Origin of the sequence: Paraburkholderia sp. GAS206C (assembly GCF_050435645.1) — a bacterium.
Classification (GTDB): Bacteria; Pseudomonadota; Gammaproteobacteria; order Burkholderiales; family Burkholderiaceae; genus Paraburkholderia; species Paraburkholderia phenazinium_B.
In genome coordinates this window covers 303913-327199 of the sequence record NZ_JBNDKR010000003.1, presented here as the reverse complement: position 1 = coordinate 327199, position 23287 = coordinate 303913, and the positions used below count along the sequence as shown (strand labels likewise).

At 63.0% G+C, this 23287-nt stretch carries 18 protein-coding genes; 7 read left to right on the top strand and 11 right to left on the bottom strand.

Translation table 11 applies throughout. The features are described from left to right. Positions 1-7: 7 nt before the first annotated feature. From gmhB to P3T20_RS09795, 3 genes are read left to right on the top strand one after another with little or no spacing between them, the layout of a single operon-like run. A complete protein-coding gene (gene gmhB, locus P3T20_RS09805) occupies positions 8-568 on the top strand; it encodes a D-glycero-beta-D-manno-heptose 1,7-bisphosphate 7-phosphatase (RefSeq protein WP_074263395.1) in 561 nt (186 codons plus the stop codon). 39 nt (positions 569-607) lie between these two features. Continuing rightward, positions 608-1366 carry a lysophospholipid acyltransferase family protein gene (locus P3T20_RS09800; RefSeq protein ID WP_074263394.1) on the top strand — a complete coding sequence of 253 codons (759 nt, stop codon included), beginning with the start codon at positions 608-610 and terminating at the stop codon, positions 1364-1366. Between the two features lie 59 nt (positions 1367-1425). Further along, positions 1426-2289, top strand: coding sequence for a M48 family metallopeptidase (locus P3T20_RS09795; RefSeq protein WP_074263393.1), 864 nt, complete (start codon positions 1426-1428; stop codon positions 2287-2289). A 35-nt stretch (positions 2290-2324) separates the two neighbouring features. Here the strand turns inward: P3T20_RS09795 and P3T20_RS09790 are convergent, their stop codons facing one another. From P3T20_RS09790 to P3T20_RS09765, 6 genes are all read right to left on the bottom strand, one after another. Further along, positions 2325-2723, bottom strand: a complete 399-nt coding sequence (locus P3T20_RS09790; RefSeq protein WP_074263392.1) for a hypothetical protein — start codon at positions 2721-2723, stop codon at positions 2325-2327. 65 nt (positions 2724-2788) lie between these two features. After that, positions 2789-3175, bottom strand: coding sequence for a lactoylglutathione lyase (gene gloA / locus P3T20_RS09785; RefSeq protein WP_074263391.1), 387 nt, complete (start codon positions 3173-3175; stop codon positions 2789-2791). A gap of 122 nt (positions 3176-3297) precedes the next feature. Then, entirely contained in the window at positions 3298-4980 is a 1683-nt protein-coding gene (locus tag P3T20_RS09780) for a long-chain-fatty-acid--CoA ligase (RefSeq protein ID WP_074263390.1), read from the bottom strand. A 41-nt stretch (positions 4981-5021) separates the two neighbouring features. Further along, on the bottom strand, positions 5022-6842 hold the full coding sequence (locus tag P3T20_RS09775; RefSeq protein ID WP_083611351.1) for an alkyl sulfatase dimerization domain-containing protein: 1821 nt from the start codon (positions 6840-6842) through the stop codon (positions 5022-5024). A gap of 95 nt (positions 6843-6937) precedes the next feature. Beyond that, positions 6938-7618: a TetR/AcrR family transcriptional regulator gene (locus tag P3T20_RS09770; RefSeq protein WP_083611350.1), complete on the bottom strand. Its 681-nt coding sequence runs from the start codon at positions 7616-7618 to the stop codon at positions 6938-6940. Between the two features lie 143 nt (positions 7619-7761). After that, positions 7762-8736: a LysR family transcriptional regulator gene (locus tag P3T20_RS09765; RefSeq protein WP_254368763.1), complete on the bottom strand. Its 975-nt coding sequence runs from the start codon at positions 8734-8736 to the stop codon at positions 7762-7764. Between the two features lie 229 nt (positions 8737-8965). Between P3T20_RS09765 and P3T20_RS09760 the strand changes: the two genes are divergently transcribed. Together P3T20_RS09760 and P3T20_RS09755 are read left to right on the top strand one after the other, a co-directional pair. Next, the gene (locus P3T20_RS09760; protein ID WP_083611349.1) at positions 8966-10279 is read left to right on the top strand and encodes an MFS transporter; all 1314 of its coding nucleotides are present in this window, start codon (positions 8966-8968) and stop codon (positions 10277-10279) included. A gap of 213 nt (positions 10280-10492) precedes the next feature. Beyond that, a complete protein-coding gene (locus tag P3T20_RS09755; protein ID WP_074263388.1) occupies positions 10493-13474 on the top strand; it encodes an autotransporter outer membrane beta-barrel domain-containing protein in 2982 nt (993 codons plus the stop codon). 72 nt (positions 13475-13546) lie between these two features. On the opposite strand, the gene rsmA is transcribed toward P3T20_RS09755, so the two are convergent. From rsmA to P3T20_RS09735, 4 genes are read right to left on the bottom strand one after another with little or no spacing between them, the layout of a single operon-like run. Continuing rightward, positions 13547-14383 (bottom strand): 16S rRNA (adenine(1518)-N(6)/adenine(1519)-N(6))-dimethyltransferase RsmA, encoded by an 837-nt coding sequence (gene rsmA / locus P3T20_RS09750; RefSeq protein ID WP_074263387.1) that lies wholly within the window; start codon positions 14381-14383, stop codon positions 13547-13549. A gap of 33 nt (positions 14384-14416) precedes the next feature. Further along, positions 14417-15451, bottom strand: coding sequence for a 4-hydroxythreonine-4-phosphate dehydrogenase PdxA (gene pdxA / locus P3T20_RS09745; protein ID WP_074263386.1), 1035 nt, complete (start codon positions 15449-15451; stop codon positions 14417-14419). A 5-nt stretch (positions 15452-15456) separates the two neighbouring features. Then, positions 15457-16899, bottom strand: coding sequence for a peptidylprolyl isomerase (locus P3T20_RS09740; RefSeq protein WP_143787575.1), 1443 nt, complete (start codon positions 16897-16899; stop codon positions 15457-15459). Positions 16900-16921: 22 nt separating this feature from the next. Next, a complete protein-coding gene (locus tag P3T20_RS09735) occupies positions 16922-19288 on the bottom strand; it encodes an LPS-assembly protein LptD (RefSeq protein ID WP_074263385.1) in 2367 nt (788 codons plus the stop codon). A gap of 227 nt (positions 19289-19515) precedes the next feature. Between P3T20_RS09735 and P3T20_RS09730 the strand changes: the two genes are divergently transcribed. Both P3T20_RS09730 and murU read left to right on the top strand, forming a co-directional pair. Continuing rightward, positions 19516-20574: an aminoglycoside phosphotransferase family protein gene (locus P3T20_RS09730; RefSeq protein WP_429286786.1), complete on the top strand. Its 1059-nt coding sequence runs from the start codon at positions 19516-19518 to the stop codon at positions 20572-20574. 12 nt (positions 20575-20586) lie between these two features. Further along, entirely contained in the window at positions 20587-21327 is a 741-nt protein-coding gene (gene murU / locus P3T20_RS09725; protein ID WP_074263383.1) for an N-acetylmuramate alpha-1-phosphate uridylyltransferase MurU, read from the top strand. 67 nt (positions 21328-21394) lie between these two features. Here the strand turns inward: murU and P3T20_RS09720 are convergent, their stop codons facing one another. After that, positions 21395-23287, bottom strand: coding sequence for an ABCB family ABC transporter ATP-binding protein/permease (locus P3T20_RS09720; RefSeq protein WP_429286785.1), 1893 nt, complete (start codon positions 23285-23287; stop codon positions 21395-21397).

Below are 23287 nucleotides of genomic sequence, written 5' to 3'. Positions count from 1 at the left end.
CCGCGCTATGCCGACCAACCCTAAAAAAGTCGTTGTCCTCGACCGCGATGGCGTGATCAACGTCGATTCGGACGCGTTCATCAAGTCGCCGGACGAGTGGGTCGCGCTACCCGGCAGTCTCGAAGCGATTGCCCGGCTCAACCAGGCCGGTTATCGCGTCGCGATCGCAACGAACCAGTCAGGCATCGGGCGCGGGCTGTTCGACATGAACGCGCTCAACGCGATGCATCTGAAAATGCACCGCATGGCAGCAGCGGTCGGCGGACGCATCGACGCAGTATTCTTCTGCCCGCACACGGCAGGGGACCACTGCGAGTGCCGTAAGCCGAAGCCCGGCATGCTGAAGACGATCGCCGAACGGTTCGAAGCCGATCCCAAGGTAACGCCAGTCGTCGGCGATTCGTTGCGCGACCTGCAGGCGGGCGCCGCACTCGGTTTCCAGACGCATCTGGTGCTGACCGGCAAGGGACGCCAGACGCTCGACGCGGGCGGCCTTCCCGAAGGCACCAAGGTTCATGACGATCTGCGCGCCTTCGCGCTAGACTTTCTTGCCACAGAACAAGCCTGACGCGAACCGAGCGCGTCCCTAATACTGACTCCCCCGCCGATGCGCTTCCTCCGTTCTCTGCTGCTGCTGATCTTCCTCGTGGTCTACACGATCCCGTACGCGATCGCCTGCTTCATCGCGTTCCCGTTCTTGCGCGCCGAGCGCCGCTACTGGATGGCGGCCGGCTGGTGCAGCTCGACGCTCGCCGTGGTGCGCAGCCTGAACGGCATCGACTACCGCATCGAAGGCTTCGAGAATCTGCCTGACGGTCCGGCCGTGCTGCTATCGAAGCATCAGTCTGCATGGGAGACCGTGGCGTTCCCGGCATTGATGCCGCGCCCGCTGTGCTACGTCTTCAAACGCGAGCTTCTCTATGTGCCGTTTTTTGGGTGGGCGCTCGGCCTGCTGAAGATGGTGCATATCAACCGCAAGGACGGAAAATATGCGTTCGAGTCGGTCATCAAGCAGGGCAAGGCGCGCATGGACGAAGGTGCGTGGGTCATCATGTTTCCGGAGGGCACACGCACGCGCACCGGAACGCAAGGCAAATACAAAACCGGCGGTGCGCGTTTCGCGGTGGCGACCGGTGCGCCGGTCGTGCCGATTGCTCACAACGCCGGACGTGTGTGGCCACGCAACTCGTTTCTCAAATATGCGGGTATAGTCACAGTGTCGATCGGCAAACCGATCGACACGAAGGGGCTCACGCCCGATGAAGTGAACACGCGCGTCGAAACGTGGATCGAAGCTGAGATGCGTCGCATCGATCCCGCCGCGTACGGTGCTGCGGACAGCACTTCCGCCGCCGCACAATTCTGACGCGCCCACGCCCTCGAAGGCGTATTTGCGCCGGGGCGTATTGCCCGAAGCCGAAACCGATGCAGAAGTCTCCTACGCCGCAGCCCGCTGCGGCGCTCGATAGCCGGCAACTCGATCTGCCGCTCTTTGCAGAGCCGGCCCTCCCGCCGTCCACGCCGCCTTCAGCGCAGAAGCCGGACACGCCGCGCGCGCCCGACGGCACGAAACTGCGCAGCCTGACACTGGGCGCGCAGACGCTTCATTACCAGCTCAAACGCTCATCGCGACGCTCGATCGGTTTTGCAATCGACAGCAGCGGTCTGATGATCACCGCACCACGTTGGGTCACGCTGGCCGACATCGAAACCGCCATCACCGAAAAGCAGCGCTGGATTTTCTCGAAGCTGATCGAATGGCAAACCCGTGTCGAGCAGCGCGCGCTGCCGCAGGTCGACTGGAAAGACGGCGCCCAGGTGCCGTATCTGGGTCAGCCGGTGCGCGTGATGCTCGGTGCGCCGCAGGGCACGCTCGCCTTCGATGCGACACAGGCGGCGCTTGCGCTGCCACTGCCGTTGCAGGCCGACCCGCAGCAGATCAAGGACCGCGTGCAAGGCTGGCTGCAAGGCGAAGCCAAGCGCCTGTTCGGCGAGCGGCTCGCGATCTACGCAGAAAAGCTGGGGGTAAATTATCGCGCCTACGCGCTTTCGTCAGCGGCGACTCGTTGGGGTAGCTGTTCGAGCGACGGCAAGATCCGCCTCAACTGGCGGCTGATTCACTTCCCGTTGTCGATCATCGACTACGTGGTGGCACACGAACTCGCCCATTTGCGCGAGATGAACCACAGCCCGCGCTTCTGGGAGACCGTGGAATCGATTTTCCCGGAGTTCCGCGAAGCGCGGCAGACGCTCAAGCATCATCCACCCGAGCTGTTGCCGACGCTTTAAAGGTGATGCGACCTCGCTGTCCACGAGGCGCTCACTCACTCCGCGCAGAACGTTTCCTGCAGATGCCGCCACTGCACCTTGCCGTGCGCGTCGATTTCCAGCACCGCCGTCGAGCGCCGCACATTGCGGTTGTGCTCGCCGTCGGACTGCCGTTCGATGTACGTCACCACTGCGCCGGATGGATACCGGGCGATGAACGCACTGCCCGTAATCTCGATTGCGAAGTTCGGCCGCTGTCCGCCATGCTCCTCGAAAATCTCGCGCAGCGTCGGCCAGTCCAGCGTCGCACCGTTCGGCAAAATCATCGAAAATTGCGGAGAGAAGTGCGCCATCAATTGGTCCAGCGCACCGGGCCCTGCTGTGCCGGCGTACCAGGCCTGAACCTCGGCGTTCACAGCCTGGATCTCGTCAAAGAAGGGATTCGAGTCGCTCATCGTTCGTATCCGTGGTAGCCACCGGTTCGCGCAATTCACTCCGCCGCGCGCAGCTCACGCAAAGCTCATTTCTTCTTCTGAATGAACTCGATCTTGTAGCCGTCCGGATCGGTCACAAACGCGATCACGGTCGTGCCGTGTTTCATCGGACCCGCTTCGCGCACCACCGTGCCGCCTTGTGCCTTGATCTTGTCGCAGGCTGCGTATGCGTCATCGACCTCGACTGCGAGGTGACCGAACGCGTCGCCCAGGTCATACGATTCCGTGTCCCAGTTGTGGGTGAGTTCGATGGCGGTGGCAACGCTCTCATCCTCATAGCCGACGAATGCCAGCGTGAACTTGCCCTCCGGATAATCGTGGCGGCGCAGCAATTTCATGCCGAGCAATTCGGTGTAGAACTTGATCGAACGGTCCAGATTGCCCACGCGGAGCATGGTGTGAAGAAGGCGCATCGTGTACTCCTGTTGCTTGATGTCGAGGACGTAAATGTACCCGGAATCGCGCGATGCTGCTGAGAGCGGCGCAGGGTGGCGGCGTCGCTATCCAGCTTCGCCACGACCCGGCCGCAGTGCGTTTACCCCTTCTTTTGAGCCTCATCACGCAAGGCCCGGCGCAGGATCTTGCCGACATTTGTCTTCGGCAGTTCGGACCGAAACTCGATGATCTTGGGCCGCTTGTAGCCGGTTAGCTGCTCCTTGCAGAAACTGAAAATGTCCGTTTCGCTGAGCGAGGGATCGCGCTTGACGACAAACAGCTTGACCGCCTCGCCGGTGTGCTCGTCCGGCACACCTACCGCGACGACTTCGAACACACCCGGGTGCTTCGCCACGACGTCCTCGATCTCGTTCGGATAGACATTGAACCCCGACACCAGAATCATGTCCTTCTTGCGATCGACGATCTTCACGAAACCGGCTTCGTTCATCAGCCCGACGTCACCCGATTTGAAGAAGCCATCCGCCGTCATCGCGCGCGCGGTTTCGTCAGGCCGATTCCAGTAACCGGCCATCACCTGCGGACCGCGAATGCAGATTTCACCGGGCTGGCCGAGCGGCACTTCGTTGCCGGCGTCGTCGCGGATCGACACTTCGGTCGACGGCAGCGGCAAGCCGACCGTGCCGTTAAACGCGGTCGCGGTGGGCGGGTTGGTGGTTGCGCACGGCGAGGTTTCGGACAAGCCATATCCTTCTACGATAGGCACGCCCGTCGCTGCCTGCCAGCGTTGCGCGACTGCTTGCTGGACGGCCATACCACCGCCTGTGGACTGCACGAGCTTCGAGAAATCGAGCGTTGAGAATGCCGGGTCGTTGAGCAGCGCGTTATACATCGTGTTGACGCCGGGAAACGAATTGATCGCGTAACCGCGCAACGTCTCGATCATGCCGGAGATGTCGCGTGGATTCGGTATCAGAATGCCCATGCCGCCGCAGCGCATCGTCAGCAACGCGCATATCGTCAGGCCGAAGATGTGATACAGCGGCAACGCGACAACGGTGATGTACTGGCCGATGTCGGTGCGATCACGGTAGATCGGTTCACGCCACACCTCGGACTGCACCACGTTCGCCACCAGATTGCGGTGCAGCAGCGTTGCGCCCTTCGACACGCCCGTCGTGCCGCCGGTGTATTGCAGGACCGCCACCTCGTCCGCCGCGATCTGCACGGGTGTGAAACCCGACTCCGTGCCGTGAGCGATTGCGTCGCTCAGGCTGACTCGGGAGTGCGACTGAGAATGCAAGCGCGTCGCGTCGTCATCGGCACCTGGTTCGCCTGCGACAGACAGCGATGCTCCCATCATCTCCGCAACCGAGGTCACGACTACGTGCCGCACCGCAGTGTGTGCCTGCACGGCCTGCAACGTGGCGGCGAACGTATCGAGAATCACGATCGCTTCCGCACCACTATCGTTCAACTGATATTCGAGTTCACGCGCCGTATAAAGCGGATTCACGTTAACAACGACACAGCCGGCGCGCAAGATCGCCGCCATCGTCACGGGATACTGCAACAGGTTCGGCAACATCACGGCAATCCGTGTGCCTCGCGCAAGCCCCTGCGCCTGAAACCAGGCGGCAAGGTGGCGCGATTGCCGGTCCAGTTCCGCGTAGGTCAGCTTGCGGCCCATGCAGATAAACGCGCAGGCATCCGCATACTCGCGAAAGCTGCGTTCGAGCAGATCCGCCACGGAACCGTATTGTGTGGCGTCGATCTCCGCCGGCACGCCAGGCGGATATGACTTCAGCCAGATCTTTTCCATCTCCCAGATTCCTCCTTGTGCCCGCTTCGCGGCGCTGGCGGCTAGCGGCCGGCGAGCGCCGGCATACGCCGCGCCGGCTGATCGAAGCTATTGAAGAATGCGCTCAATTGCTCGCGCGTGCCATGCTCGAGCGCAACCGTTCCGCTTTCCAGTCCAGCCGGCAAGCGTGTGGCGATATCGCGAAGCAGGTCATACAAGGTCTTCGTATCGAGCGCGAGCTGCAACTGGACCGCTGCAGGTGCCTGCTCATGCACCTGCAAGATGCCGCGCCGCAACTCCAGCGCGTAGCTCTCCTTGCGATCGGTCATTCGGAATACGAGCGTGACGTGCAGGTCGGCACAGCGGGCGGGATCGATGCAGACACTCAAACGCTGGAATACATTGCGTAGCGGTTGCGCCCGCAACACGTCGCTCGAGGCGAGGCTCGCGCTGCCGGCAAATGGCAACGCCTCATACGCACGCTCGAGTTCACGCGCTGCGCTCAGATACCAGTTGCGCCAGTTGGTGTTCACCGTGAGGTAGCCCAGTTCACGCAACGCCGTAGCCTTGATGCTGCGGGCGTCGGCGTCTTCGACATCGAGCCGGACCAGCAGCGTCGCCAGTTCCGCGGCCCAGCGCCAGTCTCTGTCGCCGAGCGCGATTCGCGCGGCGGCGCGCACCTGCTCTGCACCGCCCATCATGGCGATCATGCGGCGCGTGCGCTCGCTGCGCGGCAACGGGTCGAGGGACGCCGGATCGCCGTCGAACCAGCCTAGTTGCCCCGAGTAAACCTGGCGCACCGAATGTTTGACCGTGCCGTAGTACTCGCCGAGCCATGCATGCCGCGCAAGATGCGGTGGCAACGCAGGAATCGCTTCGGCAAGTTCATCCGGCGTCATGCCGAAGTTCATGTGACGAATCGTCTGATCGTGGATGAACTGGATCGCGTCGCGATACACGGTCAATACATCGGCGACGGCTGCCGTGCCCGAAACCGGACGACCATGCGCCGGCACCATGTGCGCAGCGCCGAAGCTGCGCATCATGTCGATGGTCTGATACCAGCGCACGGGGTCACGGTAGCGCGTGCCGCGCAACGTATGCACGTTTGCCAGACACTCGCCCTGGATCACTTCCGCCGAGAGCAGCACGCCGAGGTCGGGCAGCCACATCACGATTTCATCGTCCGCTTCCGACGGCGCATAGCGGAACTCGAAACGCACACCGGCCAGCACGATGTCGAGCCGCTCGTCGAAGACGCGCGTCGGTGCGAAGAAGCTTGCCGGTTCGGCGATCAGCACCGGACCGATCCCCGCGTTGACCTTGCCGGTCGCGCCAGCGGGCAGCAGCGTGCCAAAGCTGTAGGCTGAACGCGTGGCGAGAATCGGCGCCACCAGATTCGCGTTGTTGATCACCGTGTCCATCAGCGTGCGATGCGCGATGATTTCCACTTGCCCCGCTTCGAGTGCCGCTTCGTCGACAAACGCGCGAACGCCGCCGGTATGGTCCGTGTGGTTGTGGGTGTAGACAACGGCCTTCACGGGCAGCGTAGCGTGCCGCGGATCGATTGCGCAAAAGTCTTCGTAGATGCGCTTCGCCGCCGATACCGCTTCGGTTGCATCGACCACTACGATCCCATCGTCGCCGACCACGAAGATGATATTGGCAATCGCGTAACCGACCGCGCAATACACCCGTTCGGCCACCCGATAAATACGCTGGGCCATGCGGCGCGAGTGTTCGGTGAGGCGGGGCGGTACGGTGGGCGCTGCAATTGCGAAGGCCAGGTTGACGCCCGCATCGAAAGCAACGTCGAGCGGATCGCCGACATGCGGCGCATCAAAGGCAGGATTGCGAACCATCTCGGGGCAACATTGGGTCATACAGTGTCTCCTTGGATAAAAGCTGGCTACGCGAGGCAATTGCCAGCCTCATCAATCAGAACCGGAATTCTTGTTCCGTTTTTAGGGTAAAAAAATCAGCTGTCCGGCAGCGTGAGACAGCGGCGAAACGCCGTCTGCAGATACGGACGCAGCCGCCGGCTCGCGAGCGAGAGCGGTCCTGGATCGTTCAGGATGCTGTTGACCAGCAGACCATTGATCATCTGCAGCGACGCGCGCACCTCGAAGTCGAGCTCGGCCGCATCGGCCACCGGCGCGCCGCGTGCCGCGAGCAGCGCATCGACGAGGTGCGGCACGAGCAACGCCAGCACTTCGCGATTGGCCTCCTTGGCCGCATCCCAACTGGGCTTGAGCTGCGAGGAGCGCAACAGCGAAGCGTGGTACAGGCCACGATTGCGTCGGAACACCATGACGTAAAACGCCACCACGGCATCGGCAATCGCGCTCGCGTCGCTGGAGCGCCATACGGGCTCGCGCTCGAGCATGTCGCGCACGTAGGCGAGACCTTCGGCCATCACCTGGTCCTGCACCACTTCGAAGAAGGCATCCTTGTTGTCGAAACGGCGATAGAACGCGCCGATCGACGTACCTGCACGATCGACGATATCGTTGATGGACAGATTGTCGAGGTTGCCGCTCGCCTCGATCAACTCGCGCCCGGCTTGCAGCATTTTCACGAGGCCGAGCTGGCTGCGGCTCTGGCGCGGCGCCGCGATAGCGGAGGAAGATTTGCGCTTGTGCGCAGGCGTGCTTGTCATGCGGCTTTCAACTTCGTATTGAGGCGTGGAACGCGAGATGCCCGGCAAGCGGCGTCAGAAAGACGCCGGCAAACCGACCGGCTCGATAAACCGGAATCCGGATTCCGAATCGTGGTGGATGGACCAGGCTTTGTCAACCAGCCTCAGGGTAAATCCTGAGCCAGCGGCTGTGCAGGATGCAGCAGCTCATGCGCGGCTCGATTGGCCTCGACCATGATCTGTTCGGTCAGCACCAGCGCCGAGCTTGCAGCAGGCGACGGCGTGCGTTCCGCAAGGGAAACAAGCGCGAACTCGAGACTCAGGCGCGGTGGGCTAGTCAGCGCGATGCGCGCGAGCCGCCCTGCTTCGAGATCGCGTCGCACCGCCGCCCCAGTGGCGAACAACACCGCATCCGTCTGCGCGACGACGTTCTTGAGCACGGCAACGTCGTTGCATTCCACCTGCAGAGGAATATGCTCATGCGCCCGATACTTCAGCAGCCGGTGCAGCGCGTCCTTCATAAACGCGGGCACGGTCACCGACACCAGTGGAAACTCGCGCAACGCAACCATCGGTACGGGTCCGCCTTGCAGCAGCGGATGTCCTGGCCGCACAAACCAGCCACCTTCGTGACGCGGCAAGCGATGCAGGGCGATGTCCGGCGTCGCGGGCAGCACGCGGCGATCCATGACGAGAAAGTCGACCTGCTCGGCGCGCAGTTTGGCGAGCAGCGCTTCGCCGTCACCATCGCCCAATTCAATCGAAACCTTGATCTTCGGAAAGCGCCGCGAGAATTCGACCAGCAGATCGGGCAGCAGCACGACAGCTGCGTAAGGGCCGAGACCGATATGCACCTCGCCCAGTTCATGAGCCTTGAGTAACTCGACGTCGCGAAAGAGACAGCGCGTCTCGAACAGCACGCGGCGCGCACGCTCGACGAGCAACCGTCCAGCCGCCGTCATCGCGACACCGCGTGCGGCCCGGTCGAACAGTTTCATGCCCAGCTCATCTTCGAGCGCCTGAATGCTGCGGCTCAATGCGGGCTGGCTCAGATGCACGCGCTCCGCCGCGCGCGCGAAACTGCCTTCTTCGGCGAGTGCGATCAGGTGAGTCAGCCGGCGGGAGTTAATCTCATGCATGTTTTGCAAGTTTCCGATAAGCAGATTGCACTTGAATAATTCTCTTATACCACCTCAAATGGGCAAAATTCCGCGGCTGCCAGCAGACTGGTCATCCGGACGGCAATAGGACCGCTCAGGTCATACACGTCGTACAAAACATCATTGGAGACAGGGTTTGCCCATCTCGCCGCGCCCCGCGTTGTCCGTCAGCGGCGGCCGGTCGACGGCACACCCTCAGGAGTATTGAATGCTCGAAGCACATAGTTCCACCTTGACCGACGCGCCTGCGGTCGCGGCACCGGTTGATCGCGCCACGGGCCGGCGCTGGGTCATCGTCGGGTCGCTGTTCCTGTTCATGCTGATCAACTTCGCCGACAAGGCTGTGCTCGGTCTGGTGGCGATCCCGATGATGCACGACATGGGACTGTCGCACGAGCAGTTCGGCCTCGTCGGCAGCGCGTTCTTTTTGCTGTTTTCGCTCTCAGGCATCGCGATTGGCCTCATCGCCGATCGTGTCAGCATGAAATGGCTGCTGGCTGCGCTCGCACTGACGTGGGCTTGCGCGCAGTTGCCGCTTGCCTGGCCAAGTAGTTTCGCAGTCCTGCTGCTGTGCCGTGTCCTGCTGGGCGCGGGTGAAGGCCCGGCATCGCCGCTCGCGCTGCACGTCGTCTATACGTGGTTCGACGATCGCGAACGCAGCCTGCCCACCACGATTGTTCAACAAGGTGCAACGGCCGGCGTGATTGTTGCGGGACCGCTTCTCACCTATATCTCGCAACGCTGGCACTGGCACGCCACGTTTCTCACGCTCGGGATAGTAGGTGCCGCGTGGACTGTGCTTTGGCTTTGTGTCGGCAAGACGGGCAATCAGCATTCGCGCCGCGCGCGGCCCATCGCAACGGCAAAGAATGTGCAGACGCGCGTCCCCTGGCGGACGCTGCTTTCAGATCACACGGTGATTGGCGTGATGCTGCAATGCTTCGTTGCCTACGCGGTGGTCGCGATCGGCTTCACGTGGGTGCCGGCGTATCTGCGCCTCGGGTTGGGCTTCCCGGCCACCCAGGCGGGATGGCTGTTCGCAGCGCAAGTGGCGGTGCAGATTCCGGTCGGGATCGCGCTGGCGATTTACTCGCATCGCCTGCTCAGGCGCGGCGTGCCAACGCGGCGTGCACGTGGCACGCTGATCAGCTCAGCCTGCGTGATAAGCGGTATCGCGTACGGCGTACTCTTCCTGGACGTGCCGCCGTTCGTCAAGGTTGCAGTGATGGGGCTGGCCAGTGCGCTCGCTATCCAGAATTTCACGTTCGGCCCGATGCTGATCGCCGAGGTCGCTCCAGGCGCTCAGCGTGGTGGCTTGCTCGCGATCACCACCTCGATCACCACTACCGCCGGGCTGATCGGCCCGGTCGCAATGGGCAGACTGCTGGGCGCAGCCGGCGATGCGCATGGCTATGAGATCGGTTTCGTCATCAACGGTGCGCTGTTGCTGGCCGTTGGCGCAGCCGGCTTCGCGCTGCTCGATCCGCAGCGTTCGCGTCGCCGCCTGCAGATCCAGTCCTGATGGCGTACGGCGGGTGGCGCTCACGCCTGCCTTTCACCTTACCTTCAGGCCACACCATTCGCCGCACTCGCACATTGCGTCGCAGCGGCGCGTTGACTATTCTGTGACACACAACGTGCGGAATCCTATCGAAAGCTCGGCGCCCAACGAGGTGATCGAGCGACGAAGCAATCCCCATGGGCATCGACGCTGTCCGCCCTGGGAGGAGGATCTATGCGTCGAGCGTATCCGCCGTTGGTGCCGAGCCGGACTTTTGAGGCAATCTCTTCAGCGCTGGGGGTGCTGGTCCTGCTAAGGCTGCAGCCAGCGCTCGCGGCCTGCGACAACTCCACGCCAGCAACCGGGCAAACCGTCACGTGCAGCGGTACGACCTCGCCCAATCCCACCACCACGCCGGTCGCGGCGACAAGCGGTAGCACGGACGTAACAGTCAACGTCGCAGCGGGCGCGGAACTCGACGTAAGCGGGGACAACGGCATCCTTGTGTACAGCCACAGCACGGTCACGAACCTCGGCACTATCCGGGTGACAGGCGATACCTTCGACGGCATCTCGGCACAAGGTACGGGCGCCGGTCAAAACGTGCTGACCAACCGCGGCTTGATCGTGACAACCGGCACCGAATCGGAAGGCATGTTCAACAGCGTAGCCGCCGTGACGATGCTCAACGACACGGGCGGGGTCATCCAGACGAGCGGCGGCGACGCGGACGCGATGCACGATTACGCCAGCCCCGGCGGCGGCACCCTGACCAATAACGGCCAGCTTTCCACCAGCGGGAGCGGCTCCGCTGGTATGGCCGCGGAAACGAACAACGACACACTCGTCAACAACGGCACGATCACGACAACAGGGGACGGCGCGCCTGGCATGTACACCAACGGCAACGCGGTCAGCGGGCCAGGCAACAACATCATCACGAACGCCGGCACGATCAGCGCATCGGGTGTGGACTCGGACGGCATCGTCTCGAACGACAGTTCGCCGGGCGTCATCACCAACAAGGGTTCGATAACCGTAAGCGGCTCAAACAGCCTCGGCGCCTTCATCTCAGGCAGCGTCACGTTCAATAATGAAGCCAACGCAAGCATCGTCAGCAAGCAGGGCAACGGCATCGATGCGAATGGCGGCGGCACGTTCAACAACGCTGGCACCATCTCCGCGCAGTTCGTCACGCTCTCGTTTGTCGGCGCGGGCGCGACCATCAACAACACCGGCACGCTCGATTCCGCCACTACCGAGGTCATCGCGGCCACTGGCGCGATCGACATGACGATCAACAATACCGGCACCATCGCGGGCGGCAACGGCCGCGCGATCTACACCGATACCGGCAACGACACGCTCAACTGGAGCGCGGGCACGATCACAGGATTTATCCGGCTCGGCACGGGTCACGATACCGCGACGCTCACGGGCCTGACCGACACCAATCTCAACGGTGTGCCACTGCTTGCAGGCGGCAACGTCTCGAGTGTTCTCAACTTCGACGACACTCAGGCGAGCGGATTGAGCCGCTTCACGAACTGGTCGACCATCAACGCGACGAACGGCAGCCAGCTCACGCTCGACAACAACGGACTGACGCTCGGCAACAGCGGCACGCAGACAGGCACGCTCGCCATCGATTCGACCAGCACCCTGTTCGCGGGCGGGCTGGGAGACCCTGCGATTACGCCTGCGGTGAGCGGGCAGCTCGTCACCGTCAACAACGCTGGCACGATCGACCTCACAAACGGCGGCACCAGCACGAGCGATGCGCTGGTGGTCAACGGCAACTACGCGGGGCTCAACGGCAAGCTTCTGTTGCAGAGCGTGCTCAACGGCGACGGCTCTCCCAGCGACAAGCTGGTGATCGTGCAAGGCACCGGGTCGGGAAAGACGACGCTGGGGATTACGAACGTCGGCGGTGTCGGCGCGGCGACGCTCACGAATGGCATTCTGGTCGTGCAGGCGACGAACGGCGCGACGACCGCAGCAGGCGCATTCACCTTGCCAAAGCCGCTGCTGGCTGGCGCTTATACCTATTACCTGTTCAAAGGCGGGGTAAGCGCCGGGACAGCCGACAACTGGTATCTGCGTTCGAGTCTCGCGGCGGCTCCGACGCCTACGCCCACCCCTACACCAACGCCCACACCGACACCTACGCCCACCCCATCGCAGACCCTACAGGGTCCCCAGGCGGCCTCCGGCACGCCTTCCCTACCCGCTCCTCCACCAGCGGGCTCAGCGGCCACACCGCTCTACCGGATGGAGGTGCCGGTCTACGCAGAGGTCCCCGAACTTGCGCGCGAACTCGGCATCGATCAGGTCGGCACGTTCCACGACCGCGAGGGCGCGCAATCGCTGTTGACCGAAACCGGCGCCGTGCCCGCCTCATGGATACGCGTCTGGGGCGAACATGCCACGCTGAGCAACGGCGGCGCGGTCAATCCGGAATTCAGCGGCACGATAGGCGGCATCCAGGTCGGCCAGGATCTCTACGCCAGCGCGACGCCCGGCGGTCAGCGCGACCACTATGGCCTGATCCTCGGTTTTGCACGCGCAGAAGGCGACGTGAGCGGCCTCGCCCTCGGCTTTCCGAATCTGGCTGCGGGACGCCTGTCGATCGACGCCTACAGCGCCGGCGGCTACTGGACCCACATCGGCCCTGGCGGCTGGTACACCGACGCGGTCCTGATGGGCAGTTCGCTAACCATCAGCCCTATGTCCTACGACAATATCGGCGCCACCACGCATGGCTATGCCGAGGACGCATCGTTCGAGGCCGGACTGCCGATTCCGCTGCCAGCCCATCTGAGCATCGAGCCACAAGCCCAGCTGATCTGGCAGCACACCTCAATAGACGATCTCAACGACGGCATCTCGAGCGTATCGTTTCATTCCGCGAACGGTCTGATCGGCCGGCTGGGGCTTCGGCTCGAAGGCAAGTTTGAAGGCGGTGGGGCAATCTGGGAGCCGTACTTGCGCGCCAATCTGTGGCGCTACTTCAACGGCACCGACGAGGTGAGCTTCGCGGGCAGCACCGTGATCCCGACCAGCGTGCCGGCGACCGCAGCCGAGTTCGGCCTCGGCATCGCCGCGCATTTGAGCGCGCGTGGCAGCGCGTATGCCGCGGCAGGCTATACGACGAACGTGAACGGTGCGCATCGGAGCATCGTGGAGGGCAATGTGGGGGTGCGCTGGAGCTGGTGAAGCTTGATAGGACTATTGCGCCCGGATATCGCAACGCTGCTGGTTCTCGCAGGCATCGCGCTCGTCAAAGCGTCAACGGGACGCCGCCACGATCTGCGCAACCTGCACATACTCGGCGACCGACACGTCTTCGGCACGCCGCTGCAGATCGAAGCCGAGCGCCTCGAAATCCACCGTGTCGCGATACGCGCCCAGCGTATTGCGCAGCATCTTGCGACGCTGCGAGAACGCGGCGGTTACGACCTCGCCGAGCACGCGTTCGTCGACCTTCGGCAATTCATGCGGCTCGAACGGAATCATCCGCACGATCGCCGAATCGACCTTGGGCGGCGGCTGGAAAGCTTCGGGTGGCACATCGAGCTGTTTGTCGATCACGTAGCGGTACTGCAGCATCACCGAGAGGCGGCTGAATGCCTTGTTACCCGGCTCCGCCACCATCCGCTCGACCACTTCGTTCTGCAACATGAAGTGCTGATCGATCACGCAATGCGCGAACGAAGTCAGGTGGAACAGCAGCGGGCTCGAAATGTTGTACGGCAGGTTGCCGACGATGCGCAGCGTCGGTTTGCTCTCGGGCACGCCCGGCCCCACGGGCAACGCCAGCGAACCGAAGTCGAAGTCGAGCGCATCGCCCGAGTGCAGTTCGAGCAGATCGCCAAACTTCTTCTTTAGCCGCACGATCAGATCGCGATCGAGTTCGACCGCATGCAACGGCGCCTCCGGCGTGGCGAGGCGTTCGATCAGCGGCTCGGTGAGCGCGCCCAGACCCGGTCCGATTTCGACCATGCGCTCGCCGCGTTGCGGCCGGATCACGTCGACGATCGAATCGATCACACCCGTGTCGACCAGAAAGTTCTGTCCGAAACGCTTGCGCGCGAAATGGCCCTGGTGCTGTCTGCTGGTGGACATCGAATGACGCTACAAAAAGGTACGGGAAAAAAATCAGGCGGCGCGACGGTGGCGCGCCATCGAGACTGCAGTGTCGATGGCGGCAATCAGACTGCCCGCATCCGCGCGGCCGGTGCCTGCGAGGTCGAGCGCCGTGCCGTGATCGACGGACGTACGGATGATCGGCAGCCCGAGCGTGACATTGATGCCTTCGCCGAAGGTCGCGTATTTCAGAACTGGCAGACCCTGATCGTGGAACATCGCGAGCACGCAATCGGCTTCGGTCAGATAACGCGGCTGGAATAGCGTATCGGCCGGATAGGGGCCGCGGGCATCGATGCCTTCGTCGTTCGCCAGCTTCAGGGCCGGCGCGATTAGATCGATTTCCTCGTGCCCCAGATAACCGTTTTCGCCCGCATGCGGGTTCAGGCCGGTCACGAGAATACGTGGCGCCGGCAGGCCGAAATGGTGACGCAGGTCGTGGTCGATGATCCGCAGCGTGCCAAGGATACTGTCGACCGTCAGTGCCGCCGAGACATCTTTCAGCGGCAGATGAGTCGTAGCCAGCGCAACGCGCAGCGGCCGCGGGCCGGTGCCGGCCAGCATCATCACCACATGCGGCGTGTGGGTGCGCTCGGCCAGATATTCGGTGTGGCCGGTGAACGGCACACAGGCGTCGTTGATGGTGCTCTTTTGAAGCGGTGCGGTGACGATCGCGTCGAACTGGCCGCTCACCGCGCCGTCGATCGCACTATCCAGCAGGTTCAGCACGTAACGGCCATTCGCGGCGTTAAGCTTGCCCGCCTGCGACGGCACGCCGAGCGGCTGATGCTGCACGCGGACCCGATGGTGACCAGCGTGACCCTGCCCATGACTGGGTCCCAATAACGCTGCCCAATCCACGCCAACTGCCTTGGCGCGCGCCGCGAGCAGATCCGCGTCTCCAAGCACGGTGAACTGTGCATCGGGCCAATGGGCTGCCGCCCCCGCCAGCGCCTGCGCAGTCAGCTCGGGACCAACGCCGGCGGGTTCGCCGGTTGTGATCGCGATCTGCAGCGGGACGTGAGACGGTTGGGCAGCGCTCGTCATGATGCTTACTGCAGGTTCGGCTTGCCGATCTTCACATCGACATACGCCGTATCGCGCAATTCACGCAGCCAGTCCGCATAGGCTTGCTCCGCCTTGCGCTGACCGATGGCCTGGCGCGCCAGATCCATCTGCTGAGCAACCGAGCCTTCGGCGTCGCGGCGGCCCATCACCTGAATCAGGTGATAGCCGTATTCGCTGCGCACCGGATCGCTGACCTGGCCGTCCTGCAAGCTGTTCATGGCACGCTCGAATTCCGGCACGGTTTCGCCCGGACTGATCCAGCCGAGGTCGCCGCCTTGCGCTGCCGAACCGTCCTGCGAATAGGTGCGGGCAAACTTGGCGAAGTCGCCGCCTTCCGAGATCTCACGCTTGATTTCGAGCAGCTTTTGACGGGCCTGCGGCTCCGACATGCCGTCGCCGACGCGCAGCAGGATGTGGCGCACATGCGTCTGCGTGAGGTGGGTCGAATCGGCGCTCGCCGCACCCTGGCTTGCGCGGCGCTCAACGAGGCGCATCACCTCGAAACCATCCGCGGTGCGGATCAGATCGGGGTTCACCTGGCCCGGACGCAGCGTCGCCGCCGCCTTCACGAACTCAGGCGGCAGTTGCGAGGTGGACTGGAAGCCCATGTCACCGCCCTTCGAAGCATCCGCTGCCTGCGAATTCGACTTGGCGAGCCTCTCGAACTTCGAGTCGCCGCTGGTCGCCTGCTGCAGGATCCCCTGGGCCTTCTGCTCGGCGGCAACGATGTCGGCCTCCGTCGCATTGGCCGGCACCTTGATCAGAATATGTTCGAGGTGCAGATCGCTCGTCAGCCCGACGTTCGGTCCACGCTGGCTGGCAATGTAGTTCGCCACTTCGGCGTCCGACACCGTCACCTTGCTGTCCACTTCCTTTTCGCGCAGACGCGACAGGGTCAGTTCCGTGCGGGCGTCGTTCGTGAAGGTGGCCCAGGGCACGCCTTGCGCCTCGATCTTCGAGCGGTACACGTCGAGCGGCAGATTGTTGGCCGCCGCGAGCCGTTCGAGCGTCTTCTGCACCGCTGCGTCGTCGACGGTGATGCCGTCTTCCTTGGCGCGCTGCAACTGGATACGCTCCAGCACCATCTGGTTCAACACCTGCTGGCGCAACTGGTCGATCGGCGGAACCGGCGCGTTTTGCTGCTGCAGGCGCCGTGCGATCAGGCCAAGGCGCTCATCGAGCTCGCGCTGCGTGATGACGCCGTCATTGACCACCGCGGCGATCGTATCGACCGTTTGGCCATTGCTGGAGGCCGCCTGCGTCGGCTGCCCGCCGGCGTTGGGTAGATCCTGCGCCTGTGCTGGCGCAACCGACAGGAAAGAGGCCACAAGGGCCAGACTGGCCGCAAGCGATGGCAAGCGAAGCTTTTTCATGATTCCCACAGATACTCCAATGATGTCGGGCGCGCCCCGCCCGTCTTTGCGCATTTTATAGACGATCAAACGACCGTCAGTCGTAGTTGGTAAAACGCGCCTCCGGCGCCGGAGGCGGCGGCAGCGGCGTATAGCCCGGCACGGCCCCGCGGAACGCGGCAATCAAGCCGTTGTCCACACTCGACAGACCCTTGAACGTGATTTGCGCAAGGAAACGCGTTCCTTGCTCCGGTAGCCCAAGGGTGTTGACCCCGTCTGCATAACGCTGAATCCCGACGCCTAGCACCCAGCAGTCCGCATCGTACTGCAGGCCAACCAGGCTATCCACGATCGCCCGTCCCTGCAGATCGTAGTTCAGGCGCGCCACACTATACACGTGGTGCGTGAGCGGCCACTGTGCCGAAATGGTGATCTGGCTGACCGGCGTGAAATCCAGCGTCGTATCGGCACGCGTGTAACGATAGGCGACGTTAAGCACCTTGCCCGATTCCGGACTGAATCCGAAGCCGACACTGGCCTGCGTCAGCTGGTTATTGTCGGCATTATATTGGACCGCGGTTTCCGACGCGAAACCGCCCCCTACCTTCAATGACATGCCGGCAATCAGGTCCGAATGGGTTGCCTCTGCCGGTGTCTGCGTAGGCAGCAGCGTGACGCGCTGGTCCTGGAAATAATACTGTTGTGCGAGCACGAAGCGCGCACGCTCGTCACCCGTCGCCGCGTCGATGAAACGCGTGGTAAGGGCTGCGGTCAGCCGGTTCGCGTCGGCGATCCGGTCGTCGCCGACGAACGTATTCGGCGTGAAGATTTCCGCGAGCCCGAAATCCGCGTCGGCCGTGTCGAACAGCGGCGCGAAGGTCTGATTGTGATACGGCGTGTACACGTAGTACAGGCGCGGCTCGAGGGTCTGGATATAGTCCTGGCCGAACAGCCGCACCGAACGCTCGAAAATCAGCCCGGTGTCGAACGAGAAGGTCGGAACCGACTCGGTGAAATCCTTCGGTTGTCCGACCGGCGATCCCGATCCGATGTTGCTCAGGTTGTACGACGCGAAGTGGTACTGCACCTTCGGTGTAACGAAGTAGCCTGGGCCCACGACCGAGTACGACATGTACGGATCGAAGGTGACCCGGTCGCCTTCGGTCGAATCCGCCGTGGTGATGCGAAACCGCGAGAAATCGCCGGTCGCGCCGTAATCGAAACCGCCGACGTTGTACTGGTTGTACTTGACGTTCAGTTCCGGCTCACGTCCGTATGGCGCCACCGAAGGCGTGATCGTCTGCCAGTTTTGCTCGCGCGCCAGCACCGACCACGGGCCGTTGTTGTACGTCAGCCCCGCTTCCTGCTGGTAGAGCAGCTGCGTGCCGTTGAGAATATTGCTGGAGGTCGAGCCAAGGTCTTCCGGAAAGGAATTATCCGAAACCTTGTTGTAATAAACGTAGCCGCCGAAGCCGTTACCGAAGTTCTGGTTATGCTGGAGGAACAGCGCCCAACGGTTCGTCCTCGTGATGTTGTCGTCGGGCAGATACGTGCCGGTGATCGAGCCCGAGTAATCCGGCGAAAGATAGCGGAAGGTCGCATTCTGCTCCAGACCGCGCTTCGAGATGTAGTTCGGCGAAATCAGCAGATCGCGGTTCGGCGCGATATTGAAGTAATACGGTATGTTCAGCTCGAAGCCGTTACTCGAACTGAGCGAAAAAGTGGGCGGCAACAGGCCGCTGCGCCGGTCGCCCGAGAGCGGGAACGACAGCCACGGCGAGCCGAAGATCGGAATGCCCTGGAAGAACAGCACGCCGTTGTGCGCCACGCCTTCGTCGGCGCCGGTGTCGAAGTCGAACTCGCTGCCGCGGATGTACCAGGCCGGATTGCTCTCGCACTGACACGCCGTGTAGGTGCCCTGGGTGAACACCGAACGCTCGTTGTCGAGCATGTCGACACGCGCCGCGCTGCCCGAGCCGCCCGTCATGTTGAAGTGATACTTCGGCGAGGGCATGTAGCCTTCGCTCGAATCAACCTGCATATGCGCTTCCGGCCCCACGAAGGTGGCGCCGTTGTTGATCACGACCACCTTGCCATAGCCGTCGGCCATGTCGGTGTCCTGATCGTAGTGCAGCGCGTCGCCCTTGATCGTGAAGGTGGGACGGCGCACTTCGGCGGAACCCTTGGCCGCCAGGTCCTGATCCGTCGTGCCGCTCGTGTAGTCGCCGAGCACGAAGGTGGCCGCTCTCTGGTCCGGCTTCAACGGATGCTCTTCGAGCTGGGGGGCTAGCCTCATGCCCCAGGGCGCGTCGATAGGCTGCGGCTGCGCGGCGTCGCCCGACAACTGGGCGTGCGAGAGCGCGGGCATCAGGCCCGGCACGGCAATCAACGCCGCGACGAGCCGCCTTCTGCGGGGCACGCCGCCACGAGAGGGGGTCGTTTGGGAAAGCTGTCTTGGCGGCATGTATCGTTTGGCGAATTGGCCCGACCGCCCGCTCCTGCAACCACGATCCTCCGCCTGAGCAGCCTGACCGTGATGGTCGGCGACCCATCAATCAAAATTTACAACCGGTCGAACGATGAGGCGGGCGGTGAAGCGGGGCGAGCGAAAGCTGGCGTGCGTCGTGTCAAAAAAGTCGTGGGGTATTATATGGCAAGACGTTGCCCCCCTGAATTTGCCTTCCGGTTTTCATGACGCTGCCCTCCGATTCCACTTCTCCCGACGCCCGCCTGCAACTGCTCACCGCCTGGCTGGAGAGTCACGCGAACCGTTATGCACTCGACCTTGCAACGCTGGTACCCGCTTCCAGCGACGCAAGTTTTCGCCGCTATTTCCGCCTGAAGGGTAAGAATTTGAAAGACGCGGCAAGCACCACGCTGATCGCCGTCGACGCCCCGCCGCCGGAAAAGTGCCGCGAATTTGTGCAGGTGGCGCAACTGCTGAGCGCGGCCGGCGTGAATGTGCCGCAGGTGCTGGAGGTCGATTTCGAGGCCGGCTTCATGCTCGTCACCGATCTGGGCACCACCTCCTACCTCAGCGCGCTGACGCCGGACAACGCAAAGGCGCTGATGCGCGACGCGCTCGACGCGCTGATCCGCTGGCAACTGACATCGAAGCCGGGTGTGCTGCCGCCGTTCGACGAAGCGTTCCTGCGCCGCGAGATGGAGTTGCTGCCGGAGTGGTTCATCGGCCGGCATCTCGGCCGCGAGGTCGACGAGAAGACCCGCGGGCTGCTCGACCGCACGTTTGCGCTGCTGATCGCCAGTGCCCAGGCACAGCCGCAGGTTTTCATGCTGCGCGATTACATGCCGCGCAACCTGATGGTGATGCCGGAGCCGAACCCGCTGAACCCCGGCGTGCTCGACTTCCAGGACGCGGTCTATGGTCCGATTACCTATGACGTCGCCTCGCTGTTGCGCGATGCCTTCCTGAGCTGGGACGAGGAGTTCGAGCTCGATTGCTTCGTGTACTACTGGGAGCGCGCGAAAAAAGCCGGCCTGCCGGTCGATGCCGATTTCGGCGAGTTCTACCGTCAACTCGAGTGGATGGGCCTGCAGCGGCACATCAAGGTGCTGGGCCTGTTCTGCCGGATCAACTACCGGGACCACAAACCGCACTACATGAAGGACCTGCCGCGCTTTATCGGTTATGGGCGCAAGGTCGCCGGGCGCTACCGTCCACTTGCACCTTTTGCGAAGCTGCTTGATGAGCTCGAAGGCCGTGCCGGCGAAGTCGGCTATACCTTCTGAGCTTTCCGAACAATGACGATGTCTCTCACCAAAGCGATGATCTTCGCCGCCGGGCGCGGCGAACGGATGCGTCCATTGACGGACCACACCCCGAAGCCGCTGCTCGAAGCAGGCGGCAAACCGCTGATCGTCTGGCAGATCGAGCGTCTCGCGCAAGCCGGACTCCGGACCATTGTGATCAATCATGCATGGCTCGGCGAGCGTTTTGAAGCGGCACTTGGCGACGGGTCGCGCTGGGGGGTGGAGCTGCGCTATTCAGCCGAGCAGGAAGCGCTGGAGACGGCCGGCGGGATTGCGCAGGCGTTACCGCTGCTGGAGGACGCTCCGGCAGCCGAAGGCGCGCCCGGCGAGATCTTTGTCGGCGTGGCCGGTGATGTCTATGCCGACTTCGATTACGCATCGCTGCGTGCGCACGCTACGCGGCTCGCCGCGCAGGCGGAGCCGGGCATGCATCTGGTGATGGTGCCGAACCCGCCGTTTCATCCTGCGGGCGATTTCGGCCTGGTCGACGGTGTGGTGTTGTCCGATGGAAAGCCGCGTCTCACGTTCGGCAGCATCGCGCTGTACGACACGCGTATGTTCCGTGCGCTGCCGCGCGGCACGCGGCGTCCGCTGACGCCGTACTACTTCGAAACGGTTGCGCGCGGCCTCGCGAGCGGCGAAGTGTATGAGGGACTGTGGGATAACGTCGGGACGGTCGCGCAGTTGCAGGCGCTTGATGACCGGCTAAGGCAGGCTGCGGCACAATCGTAACGGCCTGGTTGACCATGGCCAGGCATAAATTGCTTCGGCCACGCATAGATACTCTGGCCACGCCTGGCTAGCGCCCACCCTCACCGGCCACTACCACTTCGGGCGCGTCCTCCACTTGTGCAGCGCGTTGCTGCTGCAGCGCCCACATCTGCGCGAACAACCCACCGGCCGTCAGCAACTCCGCGTGCGTGCCGCGCTCGACGATACGCCCCTTGTCCATCACGATAATCTGCTGCGCATGCACGACGGTCGATAACCGGTGCGCAATGATCAGCGTGGTCCGCTCGCGGGCGATCAGGTCGAGTTCATGCTGAATGGCGCGCTCGGAGCGCGAATCGAGTGCGGAGGTCGCCTCGTCGAACAGCAGGATCGGCGGGTTCTTCAGGATCGTGCGGGCAATCGCCACGCGTTGCTTCTCGCCGCCGGACAGCTTCAGTCCGCGCTCGCCGACGGGCGTCTCGTAACCGTTCGGCAATCCTTCGATGAAATCGTGAATGTGTGCGGCGCGCGCCGCTGCAATCACTTCGTCGCGCGTCGCCGACGGGCGGCCATAGGCGATGTTGTAATAGATCGAATCGTTGAACAGCACTGTATCCTGCGGCACGATGCCGATCGAAGCCCGCAGCGAGTCCTGCGTCACATCGCGGATGTCCTGGCCGTCGATCGTAATCGCGCCGCCCGTGCCACGCTCCAGATCGTAGAAGCGGAACATCAGGCGAGCGAGCGTCGATTTGCCGGAGCCGCTGTGGCCAACCACCGCGGTCGTGGTGCCGGCGGGAATCGTAAAGCTCACGTCATGCAGGATCTGCCGCGCCGGTTCATACGAAAAGTTGACATGCTCGAAACGCACTTGCGCACCGCTCACGATGAGGTCTGGCGCATCCGGTGTGTCCGGTACTTCCTGCGGCGCACTGAGGAGTGTGAACATCCGGTCCATGTCGGTGAGGCTCTGCTTCAGCTCGCGATACACCACGCCGAGAAAGTTCAGCGGAATGTAGAGCTGCAACATAAATGTGTTGATCAGCACCAGGTCGCCGAGCGTGAGCTTGCCCGCCATCACGCCTTCGGTCGCGCGCCACAGGATGAAGACAAGCCCCGCGCCGATAATCGCCTGCTGGCCGAAATTGAGCACCGACAGCGAATTCTGCGACTTGATCGCCGCGCTGCGGTAGCGCTGCAGGTTTTCGTCGTAACGCTGAGCTTCCCACTCTTCGTTGCCGAAATATTTGACGGTCTCGTAATTGAGCAGCGAGTCGATCGCCCGCGAGTTGGCGCGCGAGTCGAGATCGTTCATCGTGCGGCGAAAGTGCGTACGCCACTCGGTCATCTTCACCGTGAACGTGATGTACACGGCCAGCGCCACGAACGTGACGATCGCGTAATACACCTCGTATTTGACGATGAAGAAGCCGAGCACGAGGCCCACTTCGACCAGCGTCGGCAGAATGCTGTAGAGCGAATAGGAAATCAGCTGCGTGATGCCGCGTGTGCCGCGTTCGATGTCGCGCGACATGCCGCCCGTCTGCCGTTCGAGGTGAAAGCGCAGCGACAGCCCATGCAGATGACGGAACACTTTGAGCGCGAGTTGCCGCACCGCGCTTTGCGTCACCTTCGAGAAGAGGATTTCGCGCAACTCGGTAAACAGCGACGTGGACAACCGCACTACGGCATAGGCGACCACCAGCAGACCGACACCGCCTAGCAGCACGATGGCCGGCGCATGATCCGCGCGTCCGAGCGCCGTCAGATGCCGCACCGACGCGAGGCTGTCGACGATCCGCTTCATCACGATCGGCACGCCGAGATTGGCGACCTTCGCGCCGATCAGGCACGTGAGCGCAAGCACCACCCGCCCCTTGTATGTGGCGAGGTAGGGCAGCAGCGAGATGATCGTCTGCCAGTCGTTGCGCGGCTGGGTCGAGATCGGCGAGAGTTCGGAGGAGGCGGAGGAGCGGCGCAT

Bases quoted from the DNA above. Each gene is read 5' to 3' on its own strand.
- gmhB (WP_074263395.1), top strand. From the start codon at position 8: ATGCCGACCAACCCTAAAAAAGTCGTTGTCCTCGACCGCGATGGCGTG.
- P3T20_RS09800 (WP_074263394.1), top strand. From the start codon at position 608: ATGCGCTTCCTCCGTTCTCTGCTGCTGCTGATCTTCCTCGTGGTCTAC.
- P3T20_RS09795 (WP_074263393.1), top strand. From the start codon at position 1,426: ATGCAGAAGTCTCCTACGCCGCAGCCCGCTGCGGCGCTCGATAGCCGG.
- P3T20_RS09790 (WP_074263392.1), bottom strand. From the start codon at position 2,723: ATGAGCGACTCGAATCCCTTCTTTGACGAGATCCAGGCTGTGAACGCC.
- gloA (WP_074263391.1), bottom strand. From the start codon at position 3,175: ATGCGCCTTCTTCACACCATGCTCCGCGTGGGCAATCTGGACCGTTCG.
- P3T20_RS09780 (WP_074263390.1), bottom strand. From the start codon at position 4,980: ATGGAAAAGATCTGGCTGAAGTCATATCCGCCTGGCGTGCCGGCGGAG.
- P3T20_RS09775 (WP_083611351.1), bottom strand. From the start codon at position 6,842: ATGACCCAATGTTGCCCCGAGATGGTTCGCAATCCTGCCTTTGATGCG.
- P3T20_RS09770 (WP_083611350.1), bottom strand. From the start codon at position 7,618: ATGACAAGCACGCCTGCGCACAAGCGCAAATCTTCCTCCGCTATCGCG.
- P3T20_RS09765 (WP_254368763.1), bottom strand. From the start codon at position 8,736: ATGCATGAGATTAACTCCCGCCGGCTGACTCACCTGATCGCACTCGCC.
- P3T20_RS09760 (WP_083611349.1), top strand. From the start codon at position 8,966: ATGCTCGAAGCACATAGTTCCACCTTGACCGACGCGCCTGCGGTCGCG.
- P3T20_RS09755 (WP_074263388.1), top strand. From the start codon at position 10,493: ATGCGTCGAGCGTATCCGCCGTTGGTGCCGAGCCGGACTTTTGAGGCA.
- rsmA (WP_074263387.1), bottom strand. From the start codon at position 14,383: ATGTCCACCAGCAGACAGCACCAGGGCCATTTCGCGCGCAAGCGTTTC.
- pdxA (WP_074263386.1), bottom strand. From the start codon at position 15,451: ATGACGAGCGCTGCCCAACCGTCTCACGTCCCGCTGCAGATCGCGATC.
- P3T20_RS09740 (WP_143787575.1), bottom strand. From the start codon at position 16,899: ATGCGCAAAGACGGGCGGGGCGCGCCCGACATCATTGGAGTATCTGTG.
- P3T20_RS09735 (WP_074263385.1), bottom strand. From the start codon at position 19,288: ATGCCGCCAAGACAGCTTTCCCAAACGACCCCCTCTCGTGGCGGCGTG.
- P3T20_RS09730 (WP_429286786.1), top strand. From the start codon at position 19,516: ATGACGCTGCCCTCCGATTCCACTTCTCCCGACGCCCGCCTGCAACTG.
- murU (WP_074263383.1), top strand. From the start codon at position 20,587: ATGACGATGTCTCTCACCAAAGCGATGATCTTCGCCGCCGGGCGCGGC.
- P3T20_RS09720 (WP_429286785.1), bottom strand. From the start codon at position 23,287: ATGCGCCGCTCCTCCGCCTCCTCCGAACTCTCGCCGATCTCGACCCAG.